Origin of the sequence: Burkholderia dolosa, from assembly GCF_902499135.1 — a bacterium.
Classification (GTDB): Bacteria; Pseudomonadota; Gammaproteobacteria; order Burkholderiales; family Burkholderiaceae; genus Burkholderia; species Burkholderia dolosa.
The window spans coordinates 25011-45229 of the sequence record NZ_CABVPR010000029.1; the positions used below are offsets into that span (position 1 = coordinate 25011).

The window sequence follows — 20219 nt, forward strand, 5'->3', positions numbered from 1 at the left end:
TCCACATTGCGCGCGCCGTCCAGCCGAGACGACCCGCATGCGCGGGCCCGCGCCCGCGCGTCAGCCGGCGAGCTTCTTCAGCGCATCGAGCACCGCGTCGCCCTTGAACGGCTTCACGATCCAGCCTTTCACGCCGGCCGCCTTGCCGCGCTCCTTCATCGCCGGGCTGCTCTCGGTCGTCAGCATCACGACGTTGACCGACGTGTTCGCGAGCTCGCCGCGAATCTTCTCGACCATCGTGAGCCCGTCCATGTTCGGCATGTTCACGTCGCTGATCACGAGTCGCACGCCGGGCGTCGCCTTCAGCTTCGCGAGGCCGTCCTTGCCGTCGACCGCCGTCGCGACGTCGAGCCCGTGATTGCGCAGGAAGCCCGCGACTTCGTCGCGCACCGTGCCCGAATCGTCGACCACCAGAATCTTCGCCATTCGTATTCCCCTTTGCTTGTTGCTGACTTCAAAACAGTTCGAGTTCGCCCGATTCGACCATCGGCCCGACGTCCTGCACCGATTCGCGGAAATCGTCCGGCGACCAGCTCAGGCTGAACACGAAACGCTGATCGAGCTGGACCGAGCGGCCCGACGCCGCGTCGGTCATCCGGTACTTGAAACAGAGCTGCGGACAGTCGCCGCCGAACGAGATGAACTTCTGCTTGTGATTGACGACGAGCGGCACCTGCACCGGATGCCGCGCGAGCGCTTCCGCGTCGCCGAGGTAGCGGTTCTTGAACGCGCCCCACACGAGATTGGTCAGCTCGCCGAGCACACTGTTCACGTCGCGGAAATCCGCTGCGCGGCCGTCGCCGCGCGTGCCGCCGATCATGTCGAGCAGCGGCTGCTCGCTCGTCTGCAGCAGCATGTAGCCGCGGCACCACGCGCTTTCGAGCGCGATCAGGCTGAACACTTCGCCGAAGATGATCTGGTCGCGCACGATGCACGGCGTGTCGTGCTCGATCGTCATGCCCGGAAACAGGCTGTCGAGCCGCGCTTCGGTGATCTCCGCGATGCCGCGCACGAGCGCGTTCGGATAGTCGCGGCTGAACAGATACTCGTCGATCGCACGCTCGAGCGGCGTCATGTCGGGTGCGACGTAAGCCGCGCACGCGACGCGCGCGAGCGCCGCCGGCAGCCCTTCGCGCGACGCGACCGACGCGCGGCGCAGGATGATCGGCAGCTCGGGCCGCAGCGCGTCGATCTGCGTCGCGATGATCGCGCTCTCGGCCGGCGAGCCGCCGTAGTCCTCGGCAAGCAGGATCGCGCCGAGGTCGATATTCGAGCGCAGCATCTTCAGCAGCCGGTTGCGGCGCACGGTCAGGCCGATCAGGTTGTGTTCGTCGCAAAAGCGCTTGATCGCGTCCGCGTGCGAGCGACTTTCGTCGAGTATGAGCACCTTGCTGACGGGTCGGTCTTCGGTCATCTCGCGGGTTCCTCGCGGTGGGTTCGGCACGGTCGCCCGTGCAGCATTCAGAATGGCGGCGGTCAGAACAGCTCGAGCTCGCCGCCCGTATCGGCCGCCGCGGTTTCCGGCACGTGGAAATCGACCGGCGCGTTCGCGCACACGCACAGCGTCGCGCCGATCCGCACGTCGCCGCCGAGCGTCACGTCGTATGCGGCGAGATGGTCGGGCTTCAACGCCGTCAGATAGTCGATGCTCGCGCCGCTCAGCAGATACGGCGTCGACATCCCGAGATCGGGAAACGGCGCGGTCAGCGCCTGATTGATCGCGCCGCAGCACAGGTTCGCGACCTCCATGAACGCTTCGGGCAACGGCCGCTGTGCGCCGCCAGCCTGCGTCGCGCCGACGAAGTAGCGGCGCGTCGCGTCGTCGTCGCTGAAGCGCAGCGCGAGCAGCAGCCGGAAATGCAATGCCGAGATCGTCAGCACCGCGACGTGGTCGCGCGCGTTCCGCGCCGCTCGCGCGTTCGCATGCGATCGATCGGCGCGCGTGTCGGTCGACGGATCGTGCGGTTCCGCGTGCGTCGGCCGGATCTCGCACGCGCCGCCCGACGCGAGCCGCGTGCGCGCCGCGTCGAAGAAGATCCGCTCGAAGCCGGCCTTCGCGTTCGCGCCGATCACGCGGCCTCTCCTTCGAGCCGCGCATGCAGCTGCGCGGCGAGTGTTTCGACGGTCGCGAGCGCGGCCGTGATCATCTTGCCGCCGGCCTGGATGTCCTGGAACGTCGCGGCCGTCACGAGATCGTTGCGATTCAGGCTGTCGCGATAGCTGTTCGACAGCTGCTGCGAGCGCGCGGCGAGCCCGCGCACCTCGCTCGCGACGATCGAGAAGCCGCGCCCTGCGGCGCCGGCGCGCGCGGCCTCGATCGATGCGTTCAGCGACACGATCGACACGTGCGCGACGATCGCCGACAGCTCCTGGTTCTTCGTCCGCATGTCGTGGTTCTGCGTGGTCAGCGAGATCATCTGCTCGTGCCAGCGCTCGAACGTGCCGGCGAGCCCGCGCAGCCGCGCCGCCTCGTCGGCGATCCTCGTCGCGTGCTGCGCGAGCGCCGCACGTTCGGCGGCGAGCGCATGCTGTGCGTCGCGCAGTGCGGCCGCGTCGGCCGCCTCGCGCGCGAGCGCTTCTTCCAGCTGCGCTTCGCGCAGTGCCCACGCATCGGCCGCGTCCGCATGCGCGCGCGCCGCGTCGTCGGCCCGCGCATCGGCGGCGGCCAGCGCGTCGCGCAGCACGCTCGTTTCGTTCGCCATCGCGGCGGCGAAGCGCGCACGCGCGATGCGCAGCACGATCGCGGCAAGCGCCGCGACGACGAGGCCGCCCGCCAGCGCGGCTGCTCCGGGAATCGTCCACGCGTGCACGGTCACTCCGCTGCGCCGGCGTTTGCGACATGCGCGCGCTCGACATGCGCGTCCGCGACGTTCCCGACATCCGCGCGCGCGTGCATCGCATCGTGGCCCGCGCCGTCGGCCGCGAAACGGTCCGGCAGCGACACGATCGTCTCGAACGCGCGGTACGGTGCGCCGACCCGATCGTCGATGAAGCGCAGCGCGATGTCGCCGCCGTCGCGCTTCAGGAAATTGCGCACCGCGTCCATCCCGACGCCGCGCCCCGATACCTCGGTCACCGCGCGCGCCGTCGAAAAGCCGGGCCGGAAGATCAGCTCGGCCACCGCGTCGTCGGACGTCACCGCTTCGCTGCCTGCGTCGAGCCAGCCGCGCTCGCGCGCGACCGCACGGATCCGGTCGAGCGCGAGGCCGCGCCCGTCGTCGCGCAGCACGAAGCGCAGCGCACCGTCGACGACGTCGACCGCAATGTCGATCGTGCCCGCTGGCGGCTTGCCGGCCGCGCGGCGCTCGTCGGACGTTTCGATCCCGTGATCGACCGCATTGCGCAGCAGATGCATGAACACGTTCTTCAGCGTCGCGGCGATCTCGCTGCGCACCCGACGGCCGTTGCTGTCGATATGGACGACCGGCGCCGGCTTGCCGAGCTCGGCCGCGAGCGACGGCAGCGATTCGATCACGCTGCCGAGCGCGTCGCCGACATGCTGCGTGCCGAGCTGGCTCAGCATCCGGCGCACCGCGTCGCGCGCCGCGCGCCAGTCGGCCGCGTTGGCCGGATCGGCGCCGTCGAGCATGCGCAGGCTCTCGCGGATGTGCGCGCGCTCGACCATCAGATAGTCGCCCGCGCCGCCGTGCGCCGGCGCCGCGCTGCGGCCGAGCGTGACCGCGTTGATCGTCGCGTAGTGCTCGACGGCCTCGCGCACGCGCGCGAGATCTTCCATCAGCGCGTCGCGGTCCCAGTCGCGGCCGCCGTCCGCGCGGCGCAGCGCGTCGTACGCCTGCTCGGCCTCGTGAACGATGTTCGTCAGATGCTGCAGGCTGTACGTGCGCGCATTGCCCTTGATCGTGTGCATGTTGCGGAACAGTGCGGCGACGATGGAATGATCCGCGCGTTCGTGCTGACGGATCATCCGCTCGTTCTCGCTGAGAAAGCCCTTTGCGCTGTGCACGAAGTCGTGGAACTTGTCCTGGCTGATCGACAGGATCTCGCCGATCATCTCGAGACGCCGCTGCTGTTCGCCGGCCTGCGCGGTCAGCTCGCGGATCTCCGTCACGTCGCGCACGCACAGCATCAGGCGCACGACGGTATCGGTCTCGTCGGTGATCGCCGACCAGCTCAGGTCCAGCCATTTCTCGCGGCCGTCCGGCATCCGCTTCGCGACCTCGTTGACGAGCAGATGCTCGTTGAACGCGAAGTTCATGCTGTCTTCGCCGAGGCACGCGTGCACGGCCGCTTCGACTTGCGAGCGCGCATCGGCGCCGATGTCCGAGTCGTCGAACACGAGCGCCATCAGGTCGCGGCCGGCGATGTCGTTCGTCTCGAAGATCGTCTCGAGGTACGCCGAATATTCGGCATGCACGACGCCGCCGTCGACGACGGTCAGAATCCCCTGCTGCATGTTCTGCAGCATCGCCTGGATGTCGGCGGTCTTCTGCTTGAGCTGCGCGGCGTTCTCCTGGATCTTCTCGATCATCCCGTTGAACGCGACGATCGAACGACCGATCTCGTCCATCCGCCCGACTGGCACGCGGCGCGTGAAGTCCTGGCTCGTCGCGATCTCGCTCATCATCGTCTGCATCCGGCTGAGCGGCCGCGTGATCTGCCGGTACAGCACGAAGCCGAGCGCGGTCAGCAGCACGACGACGGTGCCGGCCACCGCGCCGATCGCGGTCGCCGTCGTCGCGAGCATCCCGTTCAGCGCGGCGATCGCGTCGTCCTTCTGGCGGTTCTTCTCGACGCGCAGCGTGTCGACGATGCTCTCGAGCTCGTCGCGATACTGCGCGACGTTCGCGAACAGGTACGCCTGCGCGATCTCGTTCTTGCCGTCGGCCTTCATCTTCACGGTGTCGTCGATCGCCGCGAAATAGTTCGCCGCGCTGTCCTTCGCCTGCGCGACGAGACCTTCCTGCGCGCGGCCGACCGCCGATTTCGCCTGCGCGTCGAGCGCCGCGCGCAGCGCGGCCTGCTTCGCCTTCAGCTCGTCGCGCGCCTGCGCGGCGGTGTTCGCATCCGGCGCATACACGAGCGTCATCGTCGCGATCTGGATGTTCTTCACGTCGGCGACGAGATCGGCCGACGCGAGCGCGCTCGGCACGATGCCCTGCGTGACCTGGCGCACCTCGGACGCGCTCTTGCGCGTCTGGTACACCGCGTAGATGCCGATCGCCGACAACGCGACGAACGTCAGGACGACCAGCAGCGTAATGCGATGACGAATGGTCATGTGTACAGCTCCCCGCGGCGATCCGGCTTCGATCGCTCGTTGTTCATTGAAAGAATTCGAGCGCCGAATTATCGGGGGCGATGTATGACTATCCGATGACCGATAATCGATCGGTCATTGTGCAAATTGCAATGATCAATTTCGGCGCAAATCGTCTAAAGTTTCGCCGCGATCGGTCGTTAACCTCCGGCCGGGCTTTGTCCGTGCGGGAGCCGCGCCGTGCCGCCAATGCGGTCGCCGATATTCGTTCTTCGATCCGCGATAGGGATGCGGCTTCGTCAAACGAGCCGCGTAAAACGTTTGCCGATTATCCGCGAATCGATTTCATGTCGTATTTCGCTGTGCCCGCTCGATTTATTCGACGAATATCGATACGCGCGATGCGCGATATTCCGGCCGCGGCCGATGCGCCCGCCTGCCGCGCGCTTTCGCACCGGTCGATTCATTCCGGCGACGAAACGGTGAATCGCGCCGCCGTGGTTTGCATGCGCGCGTGCACGCTCTAGACTGTCGGATCGCTCCCCGCTCCGGACCCGCCCGATGCCCGACACCCTGCCGCTGACCACCGACGCCGAATCCGGCCTCTCATACCTGCTGCGCGCCGCCGCCGGCCGCCCTGCCGCCAGACTGTTGCTGCTGCACGGCGTCGGCGGCAACGAAACGAATCTGCTGCATCTGAGCGATACGGTCGACCCGCGCATCGAAATCGCGTTCGTGCGCGCGCCGCTCGCGTTCGGGCCCGGCCAGCACGCGTGGTTTCCGGTGCGCTTCGGCCCGGACGGCCCCGAAATCGATGCCGCGCGCGCGAATGCGAGCCGCGTGCGGCTGATCGCGCTGCTGCGCGCGTGGCGCGCGCAGGACGATACAAACGGCGCACACGCCGCGCCGCCGACCGTGATCGCCGGCTTCAGTCAGGGCGGCATCATGAGCGCGAGCGTCGCGCTCACTTCGCCGGCCGACGTCGCCGGTTTCGCTGTGATGTGCGGGCGCATCCTGCCCGAAATCGATCCGCTGATCGCGCCGCGCGACGCGCTGCGTACGTTGCACGCGCTGATCGTGCACGGCCGCTTCGACGACAAGCTGCCGGTCACGTGGGCCGAAACCGCCGACGCGAAACTGACCGCGCTCGGCGTCGCGCACGACACGCGGCTATACGACGCGGGTCACGCGCTGACCGACGACATGGCCGCCGATTTCGGCCGCTGGATCGACGCGCGCGCCGGGTTGAACCGATCCAGCCGCGAGCGCGCGTGACGGACGCGGCCGCCGCCGCGTGCGTCGTCATACGTTGCTCGCCGGATCCGCGATCGCGGGCGCCGCGGCCGAGCGCTCGCGGGCGGCGCCGCGCTTCGCGAGCCGCCAGCCGATCGTCAGCACGAGCACGACGAACGGAATCGTCGCGATCGTCCACGTGCCGCCCGGGTAATCGAACGCCATCAGCACCAGCACGCCGAGCAGGAACGCGAGCGTGAGCCACGACGTGAACGGCGCGCCCGGCATCCGGAACGGCACGTCGTTCAGCTCGCCGCGCTTCACCGCGCGACGGAACCGGATCTGGCACATCACGATGAACGCCCACGTCGTGATGATGCCGAGCGACGCCATGTTCAGCACGATCTCGAACGCCTGCGCCGGCACGATGTAGTTCAGCGGCACGCCGATCGCATTGATCGCGACGGTGATCAGGATCCCGCCGTACGGCACGCCGCGTGCGTTCATCCGCGACACGAAGCGCGGCGCGGAGCCGCCCATCGCGAGCGAGCGCAGCACGCGCCCGGTCGAGTAGAGGCCGGAGTTCAGGCTAGACAGCGCGGCGGTCAGCACGACCACGTTCATCACCGTGCCGACGTAAGGCACGCCGAGCTTGCCGAAGAACGTGACGAACGGGCTTTCGTGCGCGCTGTACGCGGTCCACGGCAGCAGCATCGTCAGCAGCACGACCGAGCCGACGTAGAACAGCGCAATGCGCCACATCACGCTGTTGATCGCCTTCGGCAGCACCTTGCGCGCGTCCGCGGTCTCGCCGGCCGCGACGCCGACCAGCTCGATGCTCGCGTATGCGAACACGACGCCCTGCACGATCAGCACGGCCGGCAGGATCCCGTGCGGAAAGATTCCGCCGTGATCGGCGATCAGGTGCAGCCCCGGCATCTGGCCGGCCACCGGATGACCGCTCGCGAGAAACACCGCACCGACTGCGAGGAACACCGCAAGCGTGCCGACCTTCACGAGCGAGAACCAGAACTCCATCTCGCCGAACACCTTCACGCCGATCATGTTCATCACCGACACGATCCCGAGCGCGCCGAGCGCGAATACCCACTGCGGCACATCGGAGAACACGGCCCAGTACTTCATGTAGATCGCGACCGCGGTGATGTCGACGATGCCGGTCGTCGCCCAGTTCAGGTAGTACATCCAGCCGGCGACGAACGACGCGCGTTCGCCCATGAACTCGCGCGCGTACGACACGAAGCTGCCGCTGGTCGGCCGATGCAGCACGAGCTCGCCGAGCGCGCGCACGATCAGGAACGCGAACGCGCCGCACACGAGATACACGAGCGCGAGCGCCGGCCCCGCGCTCTGCAGGCGGCCGCCCGCGCCGAGAAAGAGGCCGGTGCCGATCGCGCCGCCCATCGCGATCATCTGCACGTGGCGCGGCTTCAGCTGCTTCGCATAGCCGGCCTCGTGCGACGCGAACAGCGCGTCCGGATCGGCATGACGGGAATCGGCGCCGCCGGCCGGATCGGCCGCGCGCTCGCTGGCGTGCTTCATGGTATGTCTCCGTATGTTTGTCGAGGTGTCGCCGCCGTCGGGCGGGCGTTCGATGGAACGGCTGCGCGCGGGCCGCCGGCGACACGCGCCGGCGCCGCGCGGCCGGATTTCAGTACACGCGCGGGCGGATCAGCGCTTCGGGCCGCAGCGCGTCGTCCAGCTGCGCGTCGGTCATCAGGTTGCGTTCGCGCACGACTTCGCGGATCGATTTGCCGGTCGCGTGCGCGTCGGCCGCGACGGCCGTCGCGTTCTTGTAGCCGATGTACGGGTTCAGCGCGGTCGCGAGCGCGACCGAACGCTCGAGCGTGTCGCGCAGCCGCTCGGGGTTCGCGGTGATGCCGCTCACGCACCGGTCGGCGAGCGTCGCGCACGCCGCGGTCAGGTGGCTGAAGCTGCGGAACAGCGCGCTCGCGATCACCGGTTCGAACGCGTTGAGCTGCAGCTGGCCGGCCTCGGCCGCGAACGTGACGGTCAGATCGTTGCCGAACACTTCGAACGCGACCTGATTGACGACTTCCGGAATCACCGGATTGACCTTGCCCGGCATGATCGACGAGCCGGCTTGCACCGGCGGCAGGTTGATCTCGCCGAAGCCCGCGCGCGGGCCGCTCGACAGCAGCCGCAAGTCGTTGCAGATCTTCGACAGCTTCACCGCGATGCGCTTGAGCACGCCCGAAATCTGCACGAACGCGCCGCAATCCTGCGTCGCCTCGATCAGGTTCGGCGCGGTGCTCAGGTCGAGCCCGGTAATGCGCCGCAGCGCGGCGAGCGCCTTCTGCGCGTAGTCCGGATGCGCGGTGATGCCGGTGCCGATCGCGGTCGCGCCGAGGTTAATCTCGCGAATCAGCCAGCCGGCTTCCTGCAGGCGCGCGATATCCTCGGTCAGCATCACCGCGTACGTCGAGAATTCCTGGCCGAGCGTCATCGGCACCGCGTCCTGCAGCTGCGTGCGGCCGAGCTTCAGCAGATCGGCGAACGCGTCGGCCTTTTCCGCGAACGCGTCGCGCAGTCGCGCCATCGCCTCGAGCAGGTGTTCGACCGCGAAGCACGTCGCGATCCGAATGGCGGTCGGATAGACGTCGTTCGTACTCTGCGCGAGATTCACGTGCTCGTTCGGATGCAGGTATTCGTACTGGCCGCGCGCGTGTCCCATGATTTCGAGCGCGCGGTTGCAGATCACTTCGTTCGCGTTCATGTTCGTCGACGTGCCCGCGCCGCCCTGGATCACGTCGACGACGAACTGATCGTGCAGCCGCCCTTCGCGGATCTCGACGCACGCGGCGGCGATCGCGTCGCGGTACGCGCGCGGCAGCAGCCCGAGCTCGCAGTTCGCGTCGGCCGCCGCTTCCTTCACGGCGGCGAGCGCCATCACCAGATAAGGCAGCGACGCGATCGTGCGGCCCGTGATGTCGAAGTTCTCTTTCGCGCGCAGCGTGTGGATCCCGTAATACGCGGCGTCCGGAACGCTTCGCTTGCCTAGTAGATCCGCTTCGACGCGGAAGCCGTTTTCTGCCATCGTGCCCCTCCTGGAATGTCTCGTGCCCGTCTATGCCGCTGCGGCTCGTCGATGCCCGTCGCTCGACGGGATCGCATTCTATGCCTTTGCGTCATCGCGCTTGTCTCTGTATTATCGAAAGCGGTTTTGCGTCAGACGCAACAGCGAGAAGCGAATGAAAAAAGGAGCAACGGAGACCGGCATCGACCATTTCGGGGCGATGCGCGCGTTCGTGCGGGTGGTGGAAACCGGCAGTTTTTCGGCGGTCGCGAAGGAGATGCACGTATCGACGTCGACGATCGCGCGCAAGGTGACCGCCATCGAGGACGCGCTCGGCGTCCCGCTGCTGCACCGCTCGACGCACAGCGTGACGCTGACGGAAGCCGGCAACATCTATCTGGAGCGCGCGGTCACGCTGATCGCCGATCTCGACGACACGCTGCGTGTCGTCGCCGAGCTGAACGCGCGGCCGAGCGGGCCGCTGAAGCTCACCGCGCCGGTCGCGTTCGGCCGCCGCCATCTGGCGCCGCTCGTCGCGCCGTTCCTCGCGCGCTATCCGACGATCCAGCTCGACGTGCGGCTCACCGACAATCACAACGATCTCGTCGCCGGCGGTTTCGATCTCGACATTCACGAAGGCGAGAACTACCTCGACAATCTGGTCGTGCATCGGCTGTCGCGCAACGACAGCATCCTGTGCGCGACGCCCGGCTATCTCGACCGCTGCGGCCGCCCGTCGACGCCGGACGATCTGAAGCAGCACAACTGCCTGCGCTACGTGCATCCGGAAGGCGATCCGCACTGGGAACTGGTGAACGGCGACGCACGGCACAGCCTGCTGCCTGCCGGCAATCTCGTCACCGATCATTCGGAACTGCTGCTCGAAGCGACCTGCGCGGGGCTCGGCATCGCCGAATTCGAGATCTGGCTCGTGCGCGACCTGCTCGCGAGCGGCCAGCTCGAAGCCGTGCTGCCGCGCTATCGGCTGCACAACCGGCTGACCGGCGAGTTCATCTACATCGCGTATCTCGCGAACCGGCGCAGCTCCGCGAAGCTGCGCGTGCTGAAGGAGTTTCTCGTCGAACGCCTCGCGCACATCGGCGAGCTGTCCGAAGCCGAGCTGGCGAAGATTCGCGACACGCGCGCGTGATGTCGGCGGCTGCGGTGCCGCTTACGCGCGCTGCAGTTCGAACGGAAACGTCGCGCGGCCGATCTCGACACCCTGCGTGTTGAGCATCCGCGGCCGGTGGAACGCGGCGAGCTGCGCGCGCTGCGCGGCGGTGCCGATCTGCAAGCGTTCGAGGATCTCGCTGACGATCATGTACAGCACGTCGATATTGCCGTCCTCGATCTTCACCGAAATGCCGAGCGCGCCGCGGGCGCCGAGTTCGCGCGTACGCGTCGACGCGCGCACGCCGATGCCGTAGCACGCATCGGCGCCGAGCTTGCCGACGACGTTGCCTTCGAACGCGCGCATCAGCACCGTGCAGTAGCGTCCTTCTCCGGCAACGAGCTCCGGGTGCGCCGTCATCGCGCGATGAATGCGCGCGAGCGCACGCACGCGATCGGACACCGGCGCGCCGCCCGCGTCGACGGCGTCCGCGCCGTCGGCCAGCGACGCGTACAGGCGCGCGAGGCGATCCAGCGGGAACGCCGGCGTCGGCAGATTGCAGCCGTCGATCGCCCAGTCGACTTCGTCGTCGCGCAGCCCGCACGCGTCGGCGACGACGTGCTTCACGCGCATCTGCATCGGATGATCGGGCAAGTGGTAGTCGGCGACCGCGGCGCCGATCGCGCGCGCGCCGCCGAGCATCCCGACGTGCTTGCCCGAACAGTTGCTGCATACGCCGGTCGGCGTGTAGTCGCGCTTGATCCACGCGCGGTACACCGCGTCGGACAACGGCGGATGGCCGCCGCAGCGCAGATCCGACTCGTGCGCATCGACCTTGGCGAGCATCGCGCGCGTACGTTCGATGTGCCGGTCCTCGCTGCTGTGCGACGCGCACATCAATGCGATGTCCGCGTCGTCGAAGCCGAACCGCTCCGGCGCACCGGTCTCGATCACCGACAACGCCTGCGCGGGTTTCGCGGCCGAGCGCGCGAGCGTCGTCCGGAACGGATCGCCGAGCCGATACAGCAGCGTGCCGCGGGCGTCCACCACCGCGACGTGTGCGGTGTGCGTGTTCTCGATTGCGTTGCCGCGGTATGTCGTGACCGCTGCGCGTCCGGTATCCATCGTGTGCCGTCTCCTTCATTTGCGGGCCTGGTGTGCGCGGCCCGTCCCGCCGGGTACGGAGTGTAGCGACTCGCTTGCACGTCGAGCGCGGTGGACGATGAAAAGCCGTGTTGCATGCGGCGCAAAACCGGCTCGGCGCCCGGTGCGTCGGTCACGCCCGATCGGTGACGACGATGCGACGCAAACGTCCGGTTTTCACCGCCCCCGCCCGTCGAGCGTCACGCCGACGGCGACGCTTCCAGCGCGAGCAGCGCGAACGTCGCGAGCCAGTGCTCGCCCATGTAGTCGCCGGCCACGTGCGCGAGCGCGGATGCGAGGTGCCGGCCGGCCGCGTCGAGCAGCTTCGCGCGCCGCGCGTCGCCTTCCGGCAGCGCCGTCGCGAGCGAGCGCTGGCACCACGCGCGGCTCAGGTTCAGGCCGTCGAGATGCGCGATCTTGCCGTCGCTGCGGTCGCTGACCGTCGCGGGCTCGAACAGCGTCGCCGGCTCGCCGCGCGCGAGATCCGGCAGAAAGCGCGCGAACCAGCCGTCGAACTCGGCCGCCGGCAGCACGCGCCGCATCAGCTCCGCTTCCATCAGCGCCGGCGACAGGAACTCGTCGCCCGACGGTTCCCATGCCTGGCACGCGACGTCGTTCAGATGCCAGCGCTTCGCGGTATCGACGATCAGCGCCGCGAGGCCGTCGCGCCGCGTCGCGCGCGCGAAGTCGAGCGTGAGCGCAAGCGCGAACGCGGTGTTGAAATGCGTGCCGACGCGCAGCGGATACGTCGCTTTCGGCAGGAACGCCTCGAAGCGCGCGACGAAGAGGTCGGTGAGCGGCGTCATCGTCTTCGCCCAGCGCGCGGCCTGCGGCAGCACGCCCTTCAGCGCCAGCCGCTCGAGCTGTTCGGACAGCGCGAGCAGCCACGCCCAGCCGTACGGCCGCTCGAAGCCGGCGTTGTGCGGCAGCGCGAGATACGCACGCTCGCCGGCGACGTTCGCGTCGGTGAAGTGCGCATCGACGACGGCAACGATGCGCTCCGCTTCCGGCAGCGCCGGATAGCGCTCGAGCACGCGCAGCACGAGCCAGTAGCCGTGCACGCACGAGTGCCAGTCGTAGCTGCCGTAGAAGATCGGATGCAGCGCGCGCGGCCCCTGCACGTCGTGCGGGCCTTCGAGCGCATGCGTGAGCTTGTTCGGATATTCGCGGGTCAAGTGCGCAAGCGCGAGCGACGCGAATTTCGATGCGAGTTCGGGTGTCAGGCGGTCGGTCATAAGCGTCTCGTCAGAAGCGGAATACGAACGCGTACATCAGCAGCGTGTTCACGGCCAGCAGCAAGACGGCGGTCGGCCATTGCGCCTTGATCACGCCGTTCTTGTCCTTCAGTTCGAGCAGCGCAGCGGGCACGACGTTGAAGTTCGCGGCCATCGGCGTCATCAGCGTACCGCAGAAGCCGCTCAGCATCCCGATCGCGCCGACGATCGCCGGATTGCCGTGGAACTGATGGACGAGCAGCGGCAGGCCGATGCCGGCCGTCATGACCGGGAACGCGGCAAAGCCGTTGCCCATGATCATCGTGAACAGCGCCATGCCGATCGTGTAGGCCGCGACGACCGCGAACGGCGAATCGATCGGCACCCAGTCCTTCACGAGCCCCGACACGACGCCGCCGACGCCCGCGATCGCGAACAGCGCGCCGAGCGCCGCGAGCATCTGCGGCAGGATCGCGGCCCAGCCGACCGCATCCATCGTGTGGCGTGCCTCCTTCAGCGCATGAACGGGCGCATCGCGCAGCGTCGCGAGCGCGACCGCGAACGCGACGAGCGTGCCGAGCACGAGCGAGATCAGCGTCACGCTCTTCGCATCGACGAACGGCACGTGCTTCAGCGCGAACGTGCCGATCAGCGTGACGAACGGAATCAGCAGCGCGGGCAGGAACAGCCGGTTGCCGAAACGCCGCGCGCTCGCTTCGCGCCGCGCGGCGGCCGCCTCCCCTGCTTCGTCGGATTTGCCGCGGCCGAGCTTGCCCGAACCGGCGATCAGCGCGAGTGCGATCGCGAGGCATCCGGTCACGAAATGCGGCAGCCGCGCGCCGAACAGAAACGTGACCGCGTAGATCGCCCAGAACGCGCCGTTGACGACGCGGCGCGGATTCGTGCGATCGACCAGGTTGAACCACGCGAACGCGGCGAACATCAGGCCGGCGAGCGTGTACAGCGATTCGAGGCCGATCATCGCGCGCCCTCCCGCCCGAATGCCGCGATGCCGCGCGACAGCCGATGATCGAGCAGCGCGAGCCGCGTGCAGTGGATCAGCAGCGCGGCGATCGCGGTCGGGATCGCCCACACCGACAGATGCAGCGGCTCGACGACGATCCCGTTCTGCTCGAGAAAACCCTTGATCAGCAGGATCGACTGGATCGCGATGAAGATGTCCTCGCCGAAGAACACGGCGACGTTGTCGGCCGCCGACGCGTGCGCGCGGATCTGCTGGCGCACCGACTCGGGCAGTTCGCCGTGCCGGCCGACGGCCGCCGCTTCGGCCATCGGCGCGATCAGCGGACGCACCATCTGCGCGTGCCCGCCGAGCGACGTGAGGCCGAGCGCGGCCGTCACCTGACGCAGCACGAAGTACAGCATCAGCACGCGGCCGGTGGTGGCCGCATGCACGCGCGAGATCATCCGCTTCGCCTGCTCCTTGAGCCCGTTGCGCTCGAGCAGTGCGATCACGGGCAGCGTCAGCCAGATGAGTCCCATGTAGCGGTTGTCGGTGAACGCCTTGCCGAACGCGCTGACGATGTCGACGAGATTCAGCCCGCCCGCGAGCCCGGTTGCGAGCCCCGCGATCGTCACCACCAGCAGCGCGTTGAAGCGCAGCGCAAAGCCGATCACGACGATCGGCACCCCAATCAGCACCAGCATTGCTCCTCCTTGTGTCGGATCCGCGACGCGATCGCCGCGCGCCGCCTGCCCGGTCTCGACCGGATTCAGACGGCGAAATCTAACACGAGACTTTATCGATAAAAAGTCGACAAATTGAGGCTCCGGGTAAACGTTGAAGCGCAGGCGGCCGGACGGATCGTGCGGCGAATCGGGGACGGACAATCGCGCAACGGCGGGCGGCGCCGGTCGTTCTGCGCGCATCGGGCGCGCGTTCGCCGAACTGGCGCGGCGCGACCGCCGTCGGTGGCACGCCGCCGGTGCGCCGACTAAACTGGAAAGCACCGTGGACGTTCGGGAGAGCCGCCATGATTGACGTATTCCAGACCATCGGCAGCCGCGCGTTCTCCGCTCATCTGGCGAAGGACGGGATGGTGACGCTGATGGAGCAGCAGCACGAAGTGGACCGCGTGACGCTCGCGACCGCCTATGCCGCGCTCGTCGAGGGCGCGGAGCAGGAAGCCGATCTGCGCGACGCGACGGTCGAAGGGATGATGCGCGCGCTGATTCAGGGGTACGCGCGCACTCATTGACCGCGCGGTGTGCTCGTACGTCGGCAGCCGGCCGGCGTTCGCGGGGTCGGCGGGTCGGCGGGTCGACGCGTCAGCGCGAGCAACAGCATCGCGTGATGCTGTCGCCGGCGCAGCAACCGCGCGCGGCGCCGGCGTTCATCGCGCACCGTATTCGGCTGGAGCATTCAGCTGAACGAAGACGCGCGATGAACGACGCGTGCACGCTTTCACGACGTCCTGGCGAAGACCGCATTCGTCGTTCGCGATCGACAGTGACTTGCGCGCGTGCGCGTGTCGGACGCGCACCGCGTTTCCCGTGGCCCGAAGCGAAAACGGCCTGTGCATGCGTCGCCGTCAACCTGCTGCCATACAGTCGCGTCGCCGTGCACGCGGCCCGTCCGCGCTATTGATGCATCGAACGTCGTGCAGCCATAGAGGAAACGCACTGAAACCGCGCAATACGCGATTTTTCGATTGCCGTCGCTTGCGCTGCATGACAGCATGCGGAGCGTCGCCAGCGAAGCGAACGCCGTGCCGCGCGGCCGCCGATGCGGTGGGCGGCACCGGCCCCGAAGCGCGCTCCACGAACCCGGCCGACACCACTATTGCGAACTGACCGGAGAATCCCGCTCGTGAACATCGGCATCGTCAACGACCTCCCGCTTGCCGTCGAGGCGATGCGCCGCGCGCTCGCGCAGCGCCCCGAGCATCGCGTGCTGTGGGTCGCGACCGACGGCGCGCAGGCCGTCGAGCTGTGCGCCGCGCAACCGCCCGACGTCGTGCTGATGGATCTGATCATGCCGAAATGCGACGGAATCGAAGCGACGCGGCGGATCATGCGCTCCGCGCGCCCGTGCGCGATCCTCGTCGTCACGAGCTGCATCGGCGCGAACGCGTGGCGCGTGTTCGAAGCGATGGGCGCCGGCGCGCTCGACGCGGTCGACACGCCGCGGCTCGGCGAACGCGCCGCCGGCGACACGGCGCGACTGCTGCTCGAGAAGATCGACCGGATCGGCCGGCTGCTCGACGCACCCGGCACCGCGTGCGACCGCGTCGCGGCCGCGCATGCGCGCAGCGAGCCGCTGATCGCGATCGGCGCATCGGCCGGCGGCCCCGGCGCGCTCGCGTCGATCCTCGGCGGGCTGCCGGCCGATTTCGACGCGCCGATCGTGATCGTGCAGCACGTCGACCGCGCATTCGCCGAAAGGATGGCGCAATGGCTCGACGGGTACACGCCGCTCGCCGTGCGCGTCGCGCGCGAAGGCGATCGCCCGCAGCCGCGCGTCGCGCTGCTCGCCGCGACCGACGACCATCTGCGCATCACGCGCGCAGGCTCGCTCGAATACACGCGCGAGCCGGCCGCGACGCCGTACCGGCCGTCGGTCGACGTGTTCTTCAACAGCATTGCCGAACACTGGCCGGGCCGCGCGATCGGCGTGCTGCTCACCGGCATGGGACGCGACGGCGCGATCGGCCTGAAGGCGCTGCGGATGAAGGGCTGTCACACGATCGCGCAGGACGAGGCGACGAGCGCCGTATACGGAATGCCGAAAGCCGCCGCGACGCTCGGCGCCGCACGCGCGATCCTGCCGCTCGGACGCATCGCGGGCGAACTGGCGACGCTCGCGCGGATCTGACCGGTGACTTCCCGCAATCCGCATCGATCATGACGAGCGACCCGACACGTCCGCCAGCCGGCACCCGACCCACGTTCGACGTGGCGCATGCGTCGCGCACGTCGCTCGCCGACGCGCCCGCGATGGTGCTGCTGGTCGACGATCAGACGATCGTCGCCGAGGCCGTGCGTCGCGCACTCGTCGACGAAGCCGGCATCGACTTCCACTACTGTCCGCATGCGGACGAAGCGATGGCCGTCGCGCTCGACACGCGGCCGACCGTGATCCTGCAGGACCTCGTGATGCCCGGCATCGACGGGCTGACGCTCGTGAGCGCATATCGCGCGAATGCGGCGACGCGCGACGTGCCGATCATCGTGCTGTCGACGCACGACGAGCCGGCGATCAAGCGCGCCGCGTTCGCGGCCGGCGCGAACGACTATCTGGTGAAGCTGCCCGACCGCATCGAGCTCGTCGCGCGGATCCGCTATCACTCGCGCTCGTATCTGAACCTGCTGCAGCGCGACGAAGCGTATCGCGCGCTGCGGCAGTCGCAGCAGCAGCTGCTCGAAGCGAATCTCGAACTGCGGCGGCTCACGCATTCCGACGGCCTCACCGGCCTGTCCAACCGCCGCTATCTCGACGAGTATCTGGCCGCCGAATGGCGGCGCGGCTCACGCGAGCGCGGCGAGCTGGCGCTGCTGATGATCGACGTCGACAACTTCAAGCAGTACAACGACACGTACGGCCACGTGGCCGGCGACGGCTTGCTCAGGCAGATTGCCGCGACGCTCGAGCGCTGTGTCGGGCGATCCGGCGCGCTCGCCGCGCGCTTCGGCGGCGAGGAATTCGCGGTCGTGATGCCTGCGTCGTCGGCGAGCGCCGCGCGGCTTCTCGCGGAGAAAATCCGCCTCGCGGTCGAAGCGCTGCGGCTCGAGCATGCGCATGCGTCGCCGGGCCGCTACGTGACGGTCAGCATCGGCGGCGCGAGCATCGTGCCGACGCCCGACGTGCCGCCGACCGCACTGATCGAAGCGGCCGATCGCGCGCTGTATCGCGCGAAGCATGAAGGCAAGAACCGTGTGGACATCGATGCGGCGCCGGCGCTGCCGCGCGGCGACGCGCCCGGCGGTTCCGTGTGAGCGCCGCGGCCGGGCTCATACCGCGACGAGCCGGCGTACGTAGTCGGCCGGCTCCAGCGGCTCGCCGAACAGATAGCCTTGCTGCATGTCGCAGCCGATCTGCTGCAGGAAACTCGATTGGGCAAGCGTCTCGACGCCTTCCGCGGTCACCTTCATCCCGAGCGAATGCGCCATCGCGACGACGGCCTGCGTGATCGCGACCGAGTCGCGATGATCGGGCACGCCCGACACGAACGAGCGGTCGACCTTCAGGTTGTGCAGCGGAAAGCGCTTCAGATACGCGAGCGACGAATAGCCGGTACCGAAATCGTCGACCGAGATCCGCACGTTCATCGCCGTCAGCGCTTCGAGCATCGGCAGCACGGTCGCCGTGTCGTTCATCAGCACGCCTTCGGTGATCTCGAGTTCGAGCGCCGACGGATCGAGCCGCGTCTGTGCGAGACAGCGGCGGACCGATTCGACGAGCCCGTCGTGGAATTGCCGCGGCGACAGGTTGACGGCCAGCATCAGGTCGGGCGCGATCGTGCGGCGCCATTCGGCGACCTGCCGGCATGCGGTTTCGAGCACCCACTGGCCGATCGCGACGATGAGCCCCGTGTCTTCCGCGACCGGAATGAATTCGGCCGGCGACAGCGGCCCGAGCTCGGGGCTCGTCCAGCGCAGCAGCGCTTCCGCGCCGACCGTGCGGCCGCTGCGTGCGTCGACCACCGGCTGGTACGCGAGCCGCAGCATGTCCGACGACAGCGCGCGCCGCAGCGACTGCTCGATCGCGAAGCGGCGCTGCAGACGCAGGTTCAGCTGCGCGGTGAAGAACGTGAAGTGATGACGGCCGCGCTGCTTCGCGTCGTACATCGCCGAATCGGCGTTGCGCATCAGCGTGACCGCGTCTTCGCCGTCGCGCGGCGCGATGCTGATGCCGATCGATACGCCGAGCCAGTATTCGTTGTTCGCGATCGCGAACGGCTTGCCGATCGCGTCGATCACTTCGCGCGCGAGCACCGCGAGGCTCTCGGGATCGTCGCAGTCGTCGACGAGGATCACGAACTCGTCGCCGCCGACGCGCGTCAGCGCGTGCCCGCCCGCGCACGCCGCGAGCCGCGACGCGACGCTGCGCAGCAGCGCGTCGCCCGCGTCGTGGCCGGCCGTGTCGTTGACCTTCTTGAAGCCGACGAGGTCGATGAACAGGATCGCGACCCGCGCCGGGCCGCCCGCCGACCCGCGCCCGTCGAACAGCTCGCGCATCCGGTCGGACAGCCAGCGGCGGTTGTAGAGGCCGGTGAGCGCATCGCGCGTCGCGAGATAGCGCAACTGCTGCTGCGCTTCGCGCACGGGCCCGATGTCGTTGAACGACACGAGCACCGATTCGGCCTGCGTCTCGCCGGGCTTCACGATCGGCACCGCATTGCCGCGTACCCAGATCACGTCGCCGTCCGCGAGCCCGAAGCCGACCGTGTAGCCGAGCAGCGGCGCGGCCGTCGCGAGCGCACGCCGGCTCGGCCACTCGTCGGGCCGGATCGGCGTGCCGTCCTCGTGCAGCTTGCGCAGGATCACCGTCGACAGCCGGCGGCCGACGAGTTCGCCGGTCACGCGCAGCATCCGGTTCGCGCTCGGATTGCTCGCGACCACGATGCCGTCGCGCGACACGACCAGAATGCCTTCATTGAGGCTGTTGACGACGAGACGGTGATGTTCCTCGCTGCGCGCGAGCTGGCTTGCGATGCGGTCCTGATGCACGGCGAGCCCGACGCTGTTGCCGATATCGCGCAGCAGCCGGGTTTCCTCTTCGGTCGGCAGGCGCGGCGTGCCGTGATAGACGGCGAATGCGCCGAGCACGGTGCCCGTGTCGTCCTGCAGCGGCACCGACCAGCACGAGCGCAGACCGAACGGCAGCGCGAACGAACGATAGTCGGCCCACAGCGGATCGGTCGCGATGTCCTCGACGGCGACCATCCGCCGCTCGTACATCGCCGTGCCGCACGAGCCGGCAGCCGGCCCGATCGGCGCGCCGTCGATTGCGGCGCTGTAGGCGGCGGGCAGCGACGGTGCCGCGCCGACGCGCACGTGCAGGCCGTCGGCGTCGAGCAGCAGGATCGTGCACGATGCGCCGTCGCCGAGCAGCGCCTCGGCGCGCCGGCAAACCTCGACGAGCAGTTCAGGCAGCGGCGTGTTGCGCGTGATCAGCCGCAGCACGCTTTGCTCGGATGCGAGCACTTCCGCCGCGAGGCCAACGCTGTAGAGGGAACTGTGCGGTACGGTATTCAAGATGAATCCTGCCGTCTGTTCTAC

Annotated in this window: 18 protein-coding genes; 6 read left to right on the forward strand and 12 right to left on the reverse strand. The window is 68.5% G+C overall.

The features are described from left to right. Positions 1-60: 60 nt before the first annotated feature. From BUB20358_RS14995 to BUB20358_RS15015, 5 genes are all read right to left on the reverse strand, one after another. A complete protein-coding gene (locus BUB20358_RS14995) occupies positions 61-426 on the reverse strand; it encodes a response regulator (RefSeq protein WP_006765703.1) in 366 nt (121 codons plus the stop codon). Between the two features lie 28 nt (positions 427-454). Further along, the gene (locus tag BUB20358_RS15000; RefSeq protein WP_035973893.1) at positions 455-1414 is read right to left on the reverse strand and encodes a chemotaxis protein CheX; all 960 of its coding nucleotides are present in this window, start codon (positions 1412-1414) and stop codon (positions 455-457) included. A 62-nt stretch (positions 1415-1476) separates the two neighbouring features. Beyond that, positions 1477-2073 carry a hypothetical protein gene (locus BUB20358_RS15005; protein WP_006765701.1) on the reverse strand — a complete coding sequence of 199 codons (597 nt, stop codon included), beginning with the start codon at positions 2071-2073 and terminating at the stop codon, positions 1477-1479. Beyond that, positions 2070-2810, reverse strand: a complete 741-nt coding sequence (locus BUB20358_RS28575) for a methyl-accepting chemotaxis protein (RefSeq protein WP_035975210.1) — start codon at positions 2808-2810, stop codon at positions 2070-2072. The genes BUB20358_RS15005 and BUB20358_RS28575 overlap by 4 nt, the downstream gene beginning before the upstream one ends. Before the next feature lie 2 nt (positions 2811-2812). Next, on the reverse strand, positions 2813-5239 hold the full coding sequence (locus tag BUB20358_RS15015) for an MCP four helix bundle domain-containing protein (RefSeq protein ID WP_035973891.1): 2427 nt from the start codon (positions 5237-5239) through the stop codon (positions 2813-2815). A gap of 95 nt (positions 5240-5334) precedes the next feature. On the opposite strand from BUB20358_RS15015, the gene BUB20358_RS15020 reads away from it, so the two are divergent. Beyond that, the gene (locus BUB20358_RS15020) at positions 5335-5745 is read left to right on the forward strand and encodes a hypothetical protein (RefSeq protein ID WP_123806719.1); all 411 of its coding nucleotides are present in this window, start codon (positions 5335-5337) and stop codon (positions 5743-5745) included. 34 nt (positions 5746-5779) lie between these two features. Next, positions 5780-6493 carry an alpha/beta hydrolase gene (locus tag BUB20358_RS15025; RefSeq protein ID WP_006765699.1) on the forward strand — a complete coding sequence of 238 codons (714 nt, stop codon included), beginning with the start codon at positions 5780-5782 and terminating at the stop codon, positions 6491-6493. 27 nt (positions 6494-6520) lie between these two features. On the opposite strand, the gene BUB20358_RS15030 is transcribed toward BUB20358_RS15025, so the two are convergent. After that, complete coding sequence (locus tag BUB20358_RS15030) at positions 6521-8014, reverse strand: amino acid permease (protein WP_035973889.1); 1494 nt, start codon at positions 8012-8014, stop codon at positions 6521-6523. A gap of 109 nt (positions 8015-8123) precedes the next feature. Beyond that, complete coding sequence (gene aspA / locus BUB20358_RS15035; RefSeq protein WP_006765697.1) at positions 8124-9530, reverse strand: aspartate ammonia-lyase; 1407 nt, start codon at positions 9528-9530, stop codon at positions 8124-8126. A 154-nt stretch (positions 9531-9684) separates the two neighbouring features. On the opposite strand from aspA, the gene BUB20358_RS15040 reads away from it, so the two are divergent. Then, complete coding sequence (locus BUB20358_RS15040; RefSeq protein WP_035973888.1) at positions 9685-10659, forward strand: LysR family transcriptional regulator; 975 nt, start codon at positions 9685-9687, stop codon at positions 10657-10659. Between the two features lie 21 nt (positions 10660-10680). Here BUB20358_RS15040 and BUB20358_RS15045 read toward each other — a convergent pair whose 3' ends face one another. The 4 genes from BUB20358_RS15045 to BUB20358_RS15060 all read right to left on the reverse strand — a co-directional run bounded on the left by BUB20358_RS15045 (position 10681) and on the right by BUB20358_RS15060 (position 14645). Then, positions 10681-11745 (reverse strand): asparaginase, encoded by a 1065-nt coding sequence (locus tag BUB20358_RS15045; protein ID WP_006765695.1) that lies wholly within the window; start codon positions 11743-11745, stop codon positions 10681-10683. A gap of 218 nt (positions 11746-11963) precedes the next feature. Next, the gene (locus BUB20358_RS15050; RefSeq protein WP_006765694.1) at positions 11964-12998 is read right to left on the reverse strand and encodes a DUF2891 domain-containing protein; all 1035 of its coding nucleotides are present in this window, start codon (positions 12996-12998) and stop codon (positions 11964-11966) included. Between the two features lie 10 nt (positions 12999-13008). Further along, complete coding sequence (locus BUB20358_RS15055; RefSeq protein ID WP_035973885.1) at positions 13009-13959, reverse strand: DUF979 domain-containing protein; 951 nt, start codon at positions 13957-13959, stop codon at positions 13009-13011. Continuing rightward, the gene (locus BUB20358_RS15060; RefSeq protein ID WP_035973883.1) at positions 13956-14645 is read right to left on the reverse strand and encodes a DUF969 domain-containing protein; all 690 of its coding nucleotides are present in this window, start codon (positions 14643-14645) and stop codon (positions 13956-13958) included. The genes BUB20358_RS15055 and BUB20358_RS15060 overlap by 4 nt, the downstream gene beginning before the upstream one ends. 326 nt (positions 14646-14971) lie before the next feature. On the opposite strand from BUB20358_RS15060, the gene BUB20358_RS15065 reads away from it, so the two are divergent. From BUB20358_RS15065 to BUB20358_RS15075, 3 genes are all read left to right on the forward strand, one after another. Next, positions 14972-15196, forward strand: coding sequence for a hypothetical protein (locus tag BUB20358_RS15065; RefSeq protein WP_035973882.1), 225 nt, complete (start codon positions 14972-14974; stop codon positions 15194-15196). 611 nt (positions 15197-15807) lie between these two features. Continuing rightward, complete coding sequence (locus BUB20358_RS15070; RefSeq protein WP_035973880.1) at positions 15808-16812, forward strand: chemotaxis response regulator protein-glutamate methylesterase; 1005 nt, start codon at positions 15808-15810, stop codon at positions 16810-16812. Between the two features lie 29 nt (positions 16813-16841). Continuing rightward, positions 16842-17933, forward strand: a complete 1092-nt coding sequence (locus BUB20358_RS15075; protein ID WP_006765689.1) for a diguanylate cyclase domain-containing protein — start codon at positions 16842-16844, stop codon at positions 17931-17933. A 15-nt stretch (positions 17934-17948) separates the two neighbouring features. On the opposite strand, the gene BUB20358_RS15080 is transcribed toward BUB20358_RS15075, so the two are convergent. Further along, positions 17949-20195, reverse strand: a complete 2247-nt coding sequence (locus tag BUB20358_RS15080) for a putative bifunctional diguanylate cyclase/phosphodiesterase (RefSeq protein ID WP_035973878.1) — start codon at positions 20193-20195, stop codon at positions 17949-17951. Positions 20196-20219 lie beyond the last annotated feature (24 nt).

Coding starts and splice junctions, on each gene's coding strand:
- BUB20358_RS15030 (WP_035973889.1), bottom strand. CDS start 8,014: ATGAAGCACGCCAGCGAGCGCGCGGCCGATCCGGCCGGCGGCGCCGAT.
- BUB20358_RS15075 (WP_006765689.1), top strand. CDS start 16,842: ATGACGAGCGACCCGACACGTCCGCCAGCCGGCACCCGACCCACGTTC.
- BUB20358_RS15045 (WP_006765695.1), bottom strand. CDS start 11,745: ATGGATACCGGACGCGCAGCGGTCACGACATACCGCGGCAACGCAATC.
- aspA (WP_006765697.1), bottom strand. CDS start 9,530: ATGGCAGAAAACGGCTTCCGCGTCGAAGCGGATCTACTAGGCAAGCGA.
- BUB20358_RS15050 (WP_006765694.1), bottom strand. CDS start 12,998: ATGACCGACCGCCTGACACCCGAACTCGCATCGAAATTCGCGTCGCTC.
- BUB20358_RS15040 (WP_035973888.1), top strand. CDS start 9,685: ATGAAAAAAGGAGCAACGGAGACCGGCATCGACCATTTCGGGGCGATG.
- BUB20358_RS14995 (WP_006765703.1), bottom strand. CDS start 426: ATGGCGAAGATTCTGGTGGTCGACGATTCGGGCACGGTGCGCGACGAA.
- BUB20358_RS15060 (WP_035973883.1), bottom strand. CDS start 14,645: ATGCTGGTGCTGATTGGGGTGCCGATCGTCGTGATCGGCTTTGCGCTG.
- BUB20358_RS15025 (WP_006765699.1), top strand. CDS start 5,780: ATGCCCGACACCCTGCCGCTGACCACCGACGCCGAATCCGGCCTCTCA.
- BUB20358_RS15065 (WP_035973882.1), top strand. CDS start 14,972: ATGATTGACGTATTCCAGACCATCGGCAGCCGCGCGTTCTCCGCTCAT.
- BUB20358_RS15055 (WP_035973885.1), bottom strand. CDS start 13,959: ATGATCGGCCTCGAATCGCTGTACACGCTCGCCGGCCTGATGTTCGCC.
- BUB20358_RS15015 (WP_035973891.1), bottom strand. CDS start 5,239: ATGACCATTCGTCATCGCATTACGCTGCTGGTCGTCCTGACGTTCGTC.
- BUB20358_RS15020 (WP_123806719.1), top strand. CDS start 5,335: ATGACCGATAATCGATCGGTCATTGTGCAAATTGCAATGATCAATTTC.
- BUB20358_RS15000 (WP_035973893.1), bottom strand. CDS start 1,414: ATGACCGAAGACCGACCCGTCAGCAAGGTGCTCATACTCGACGAAAGT.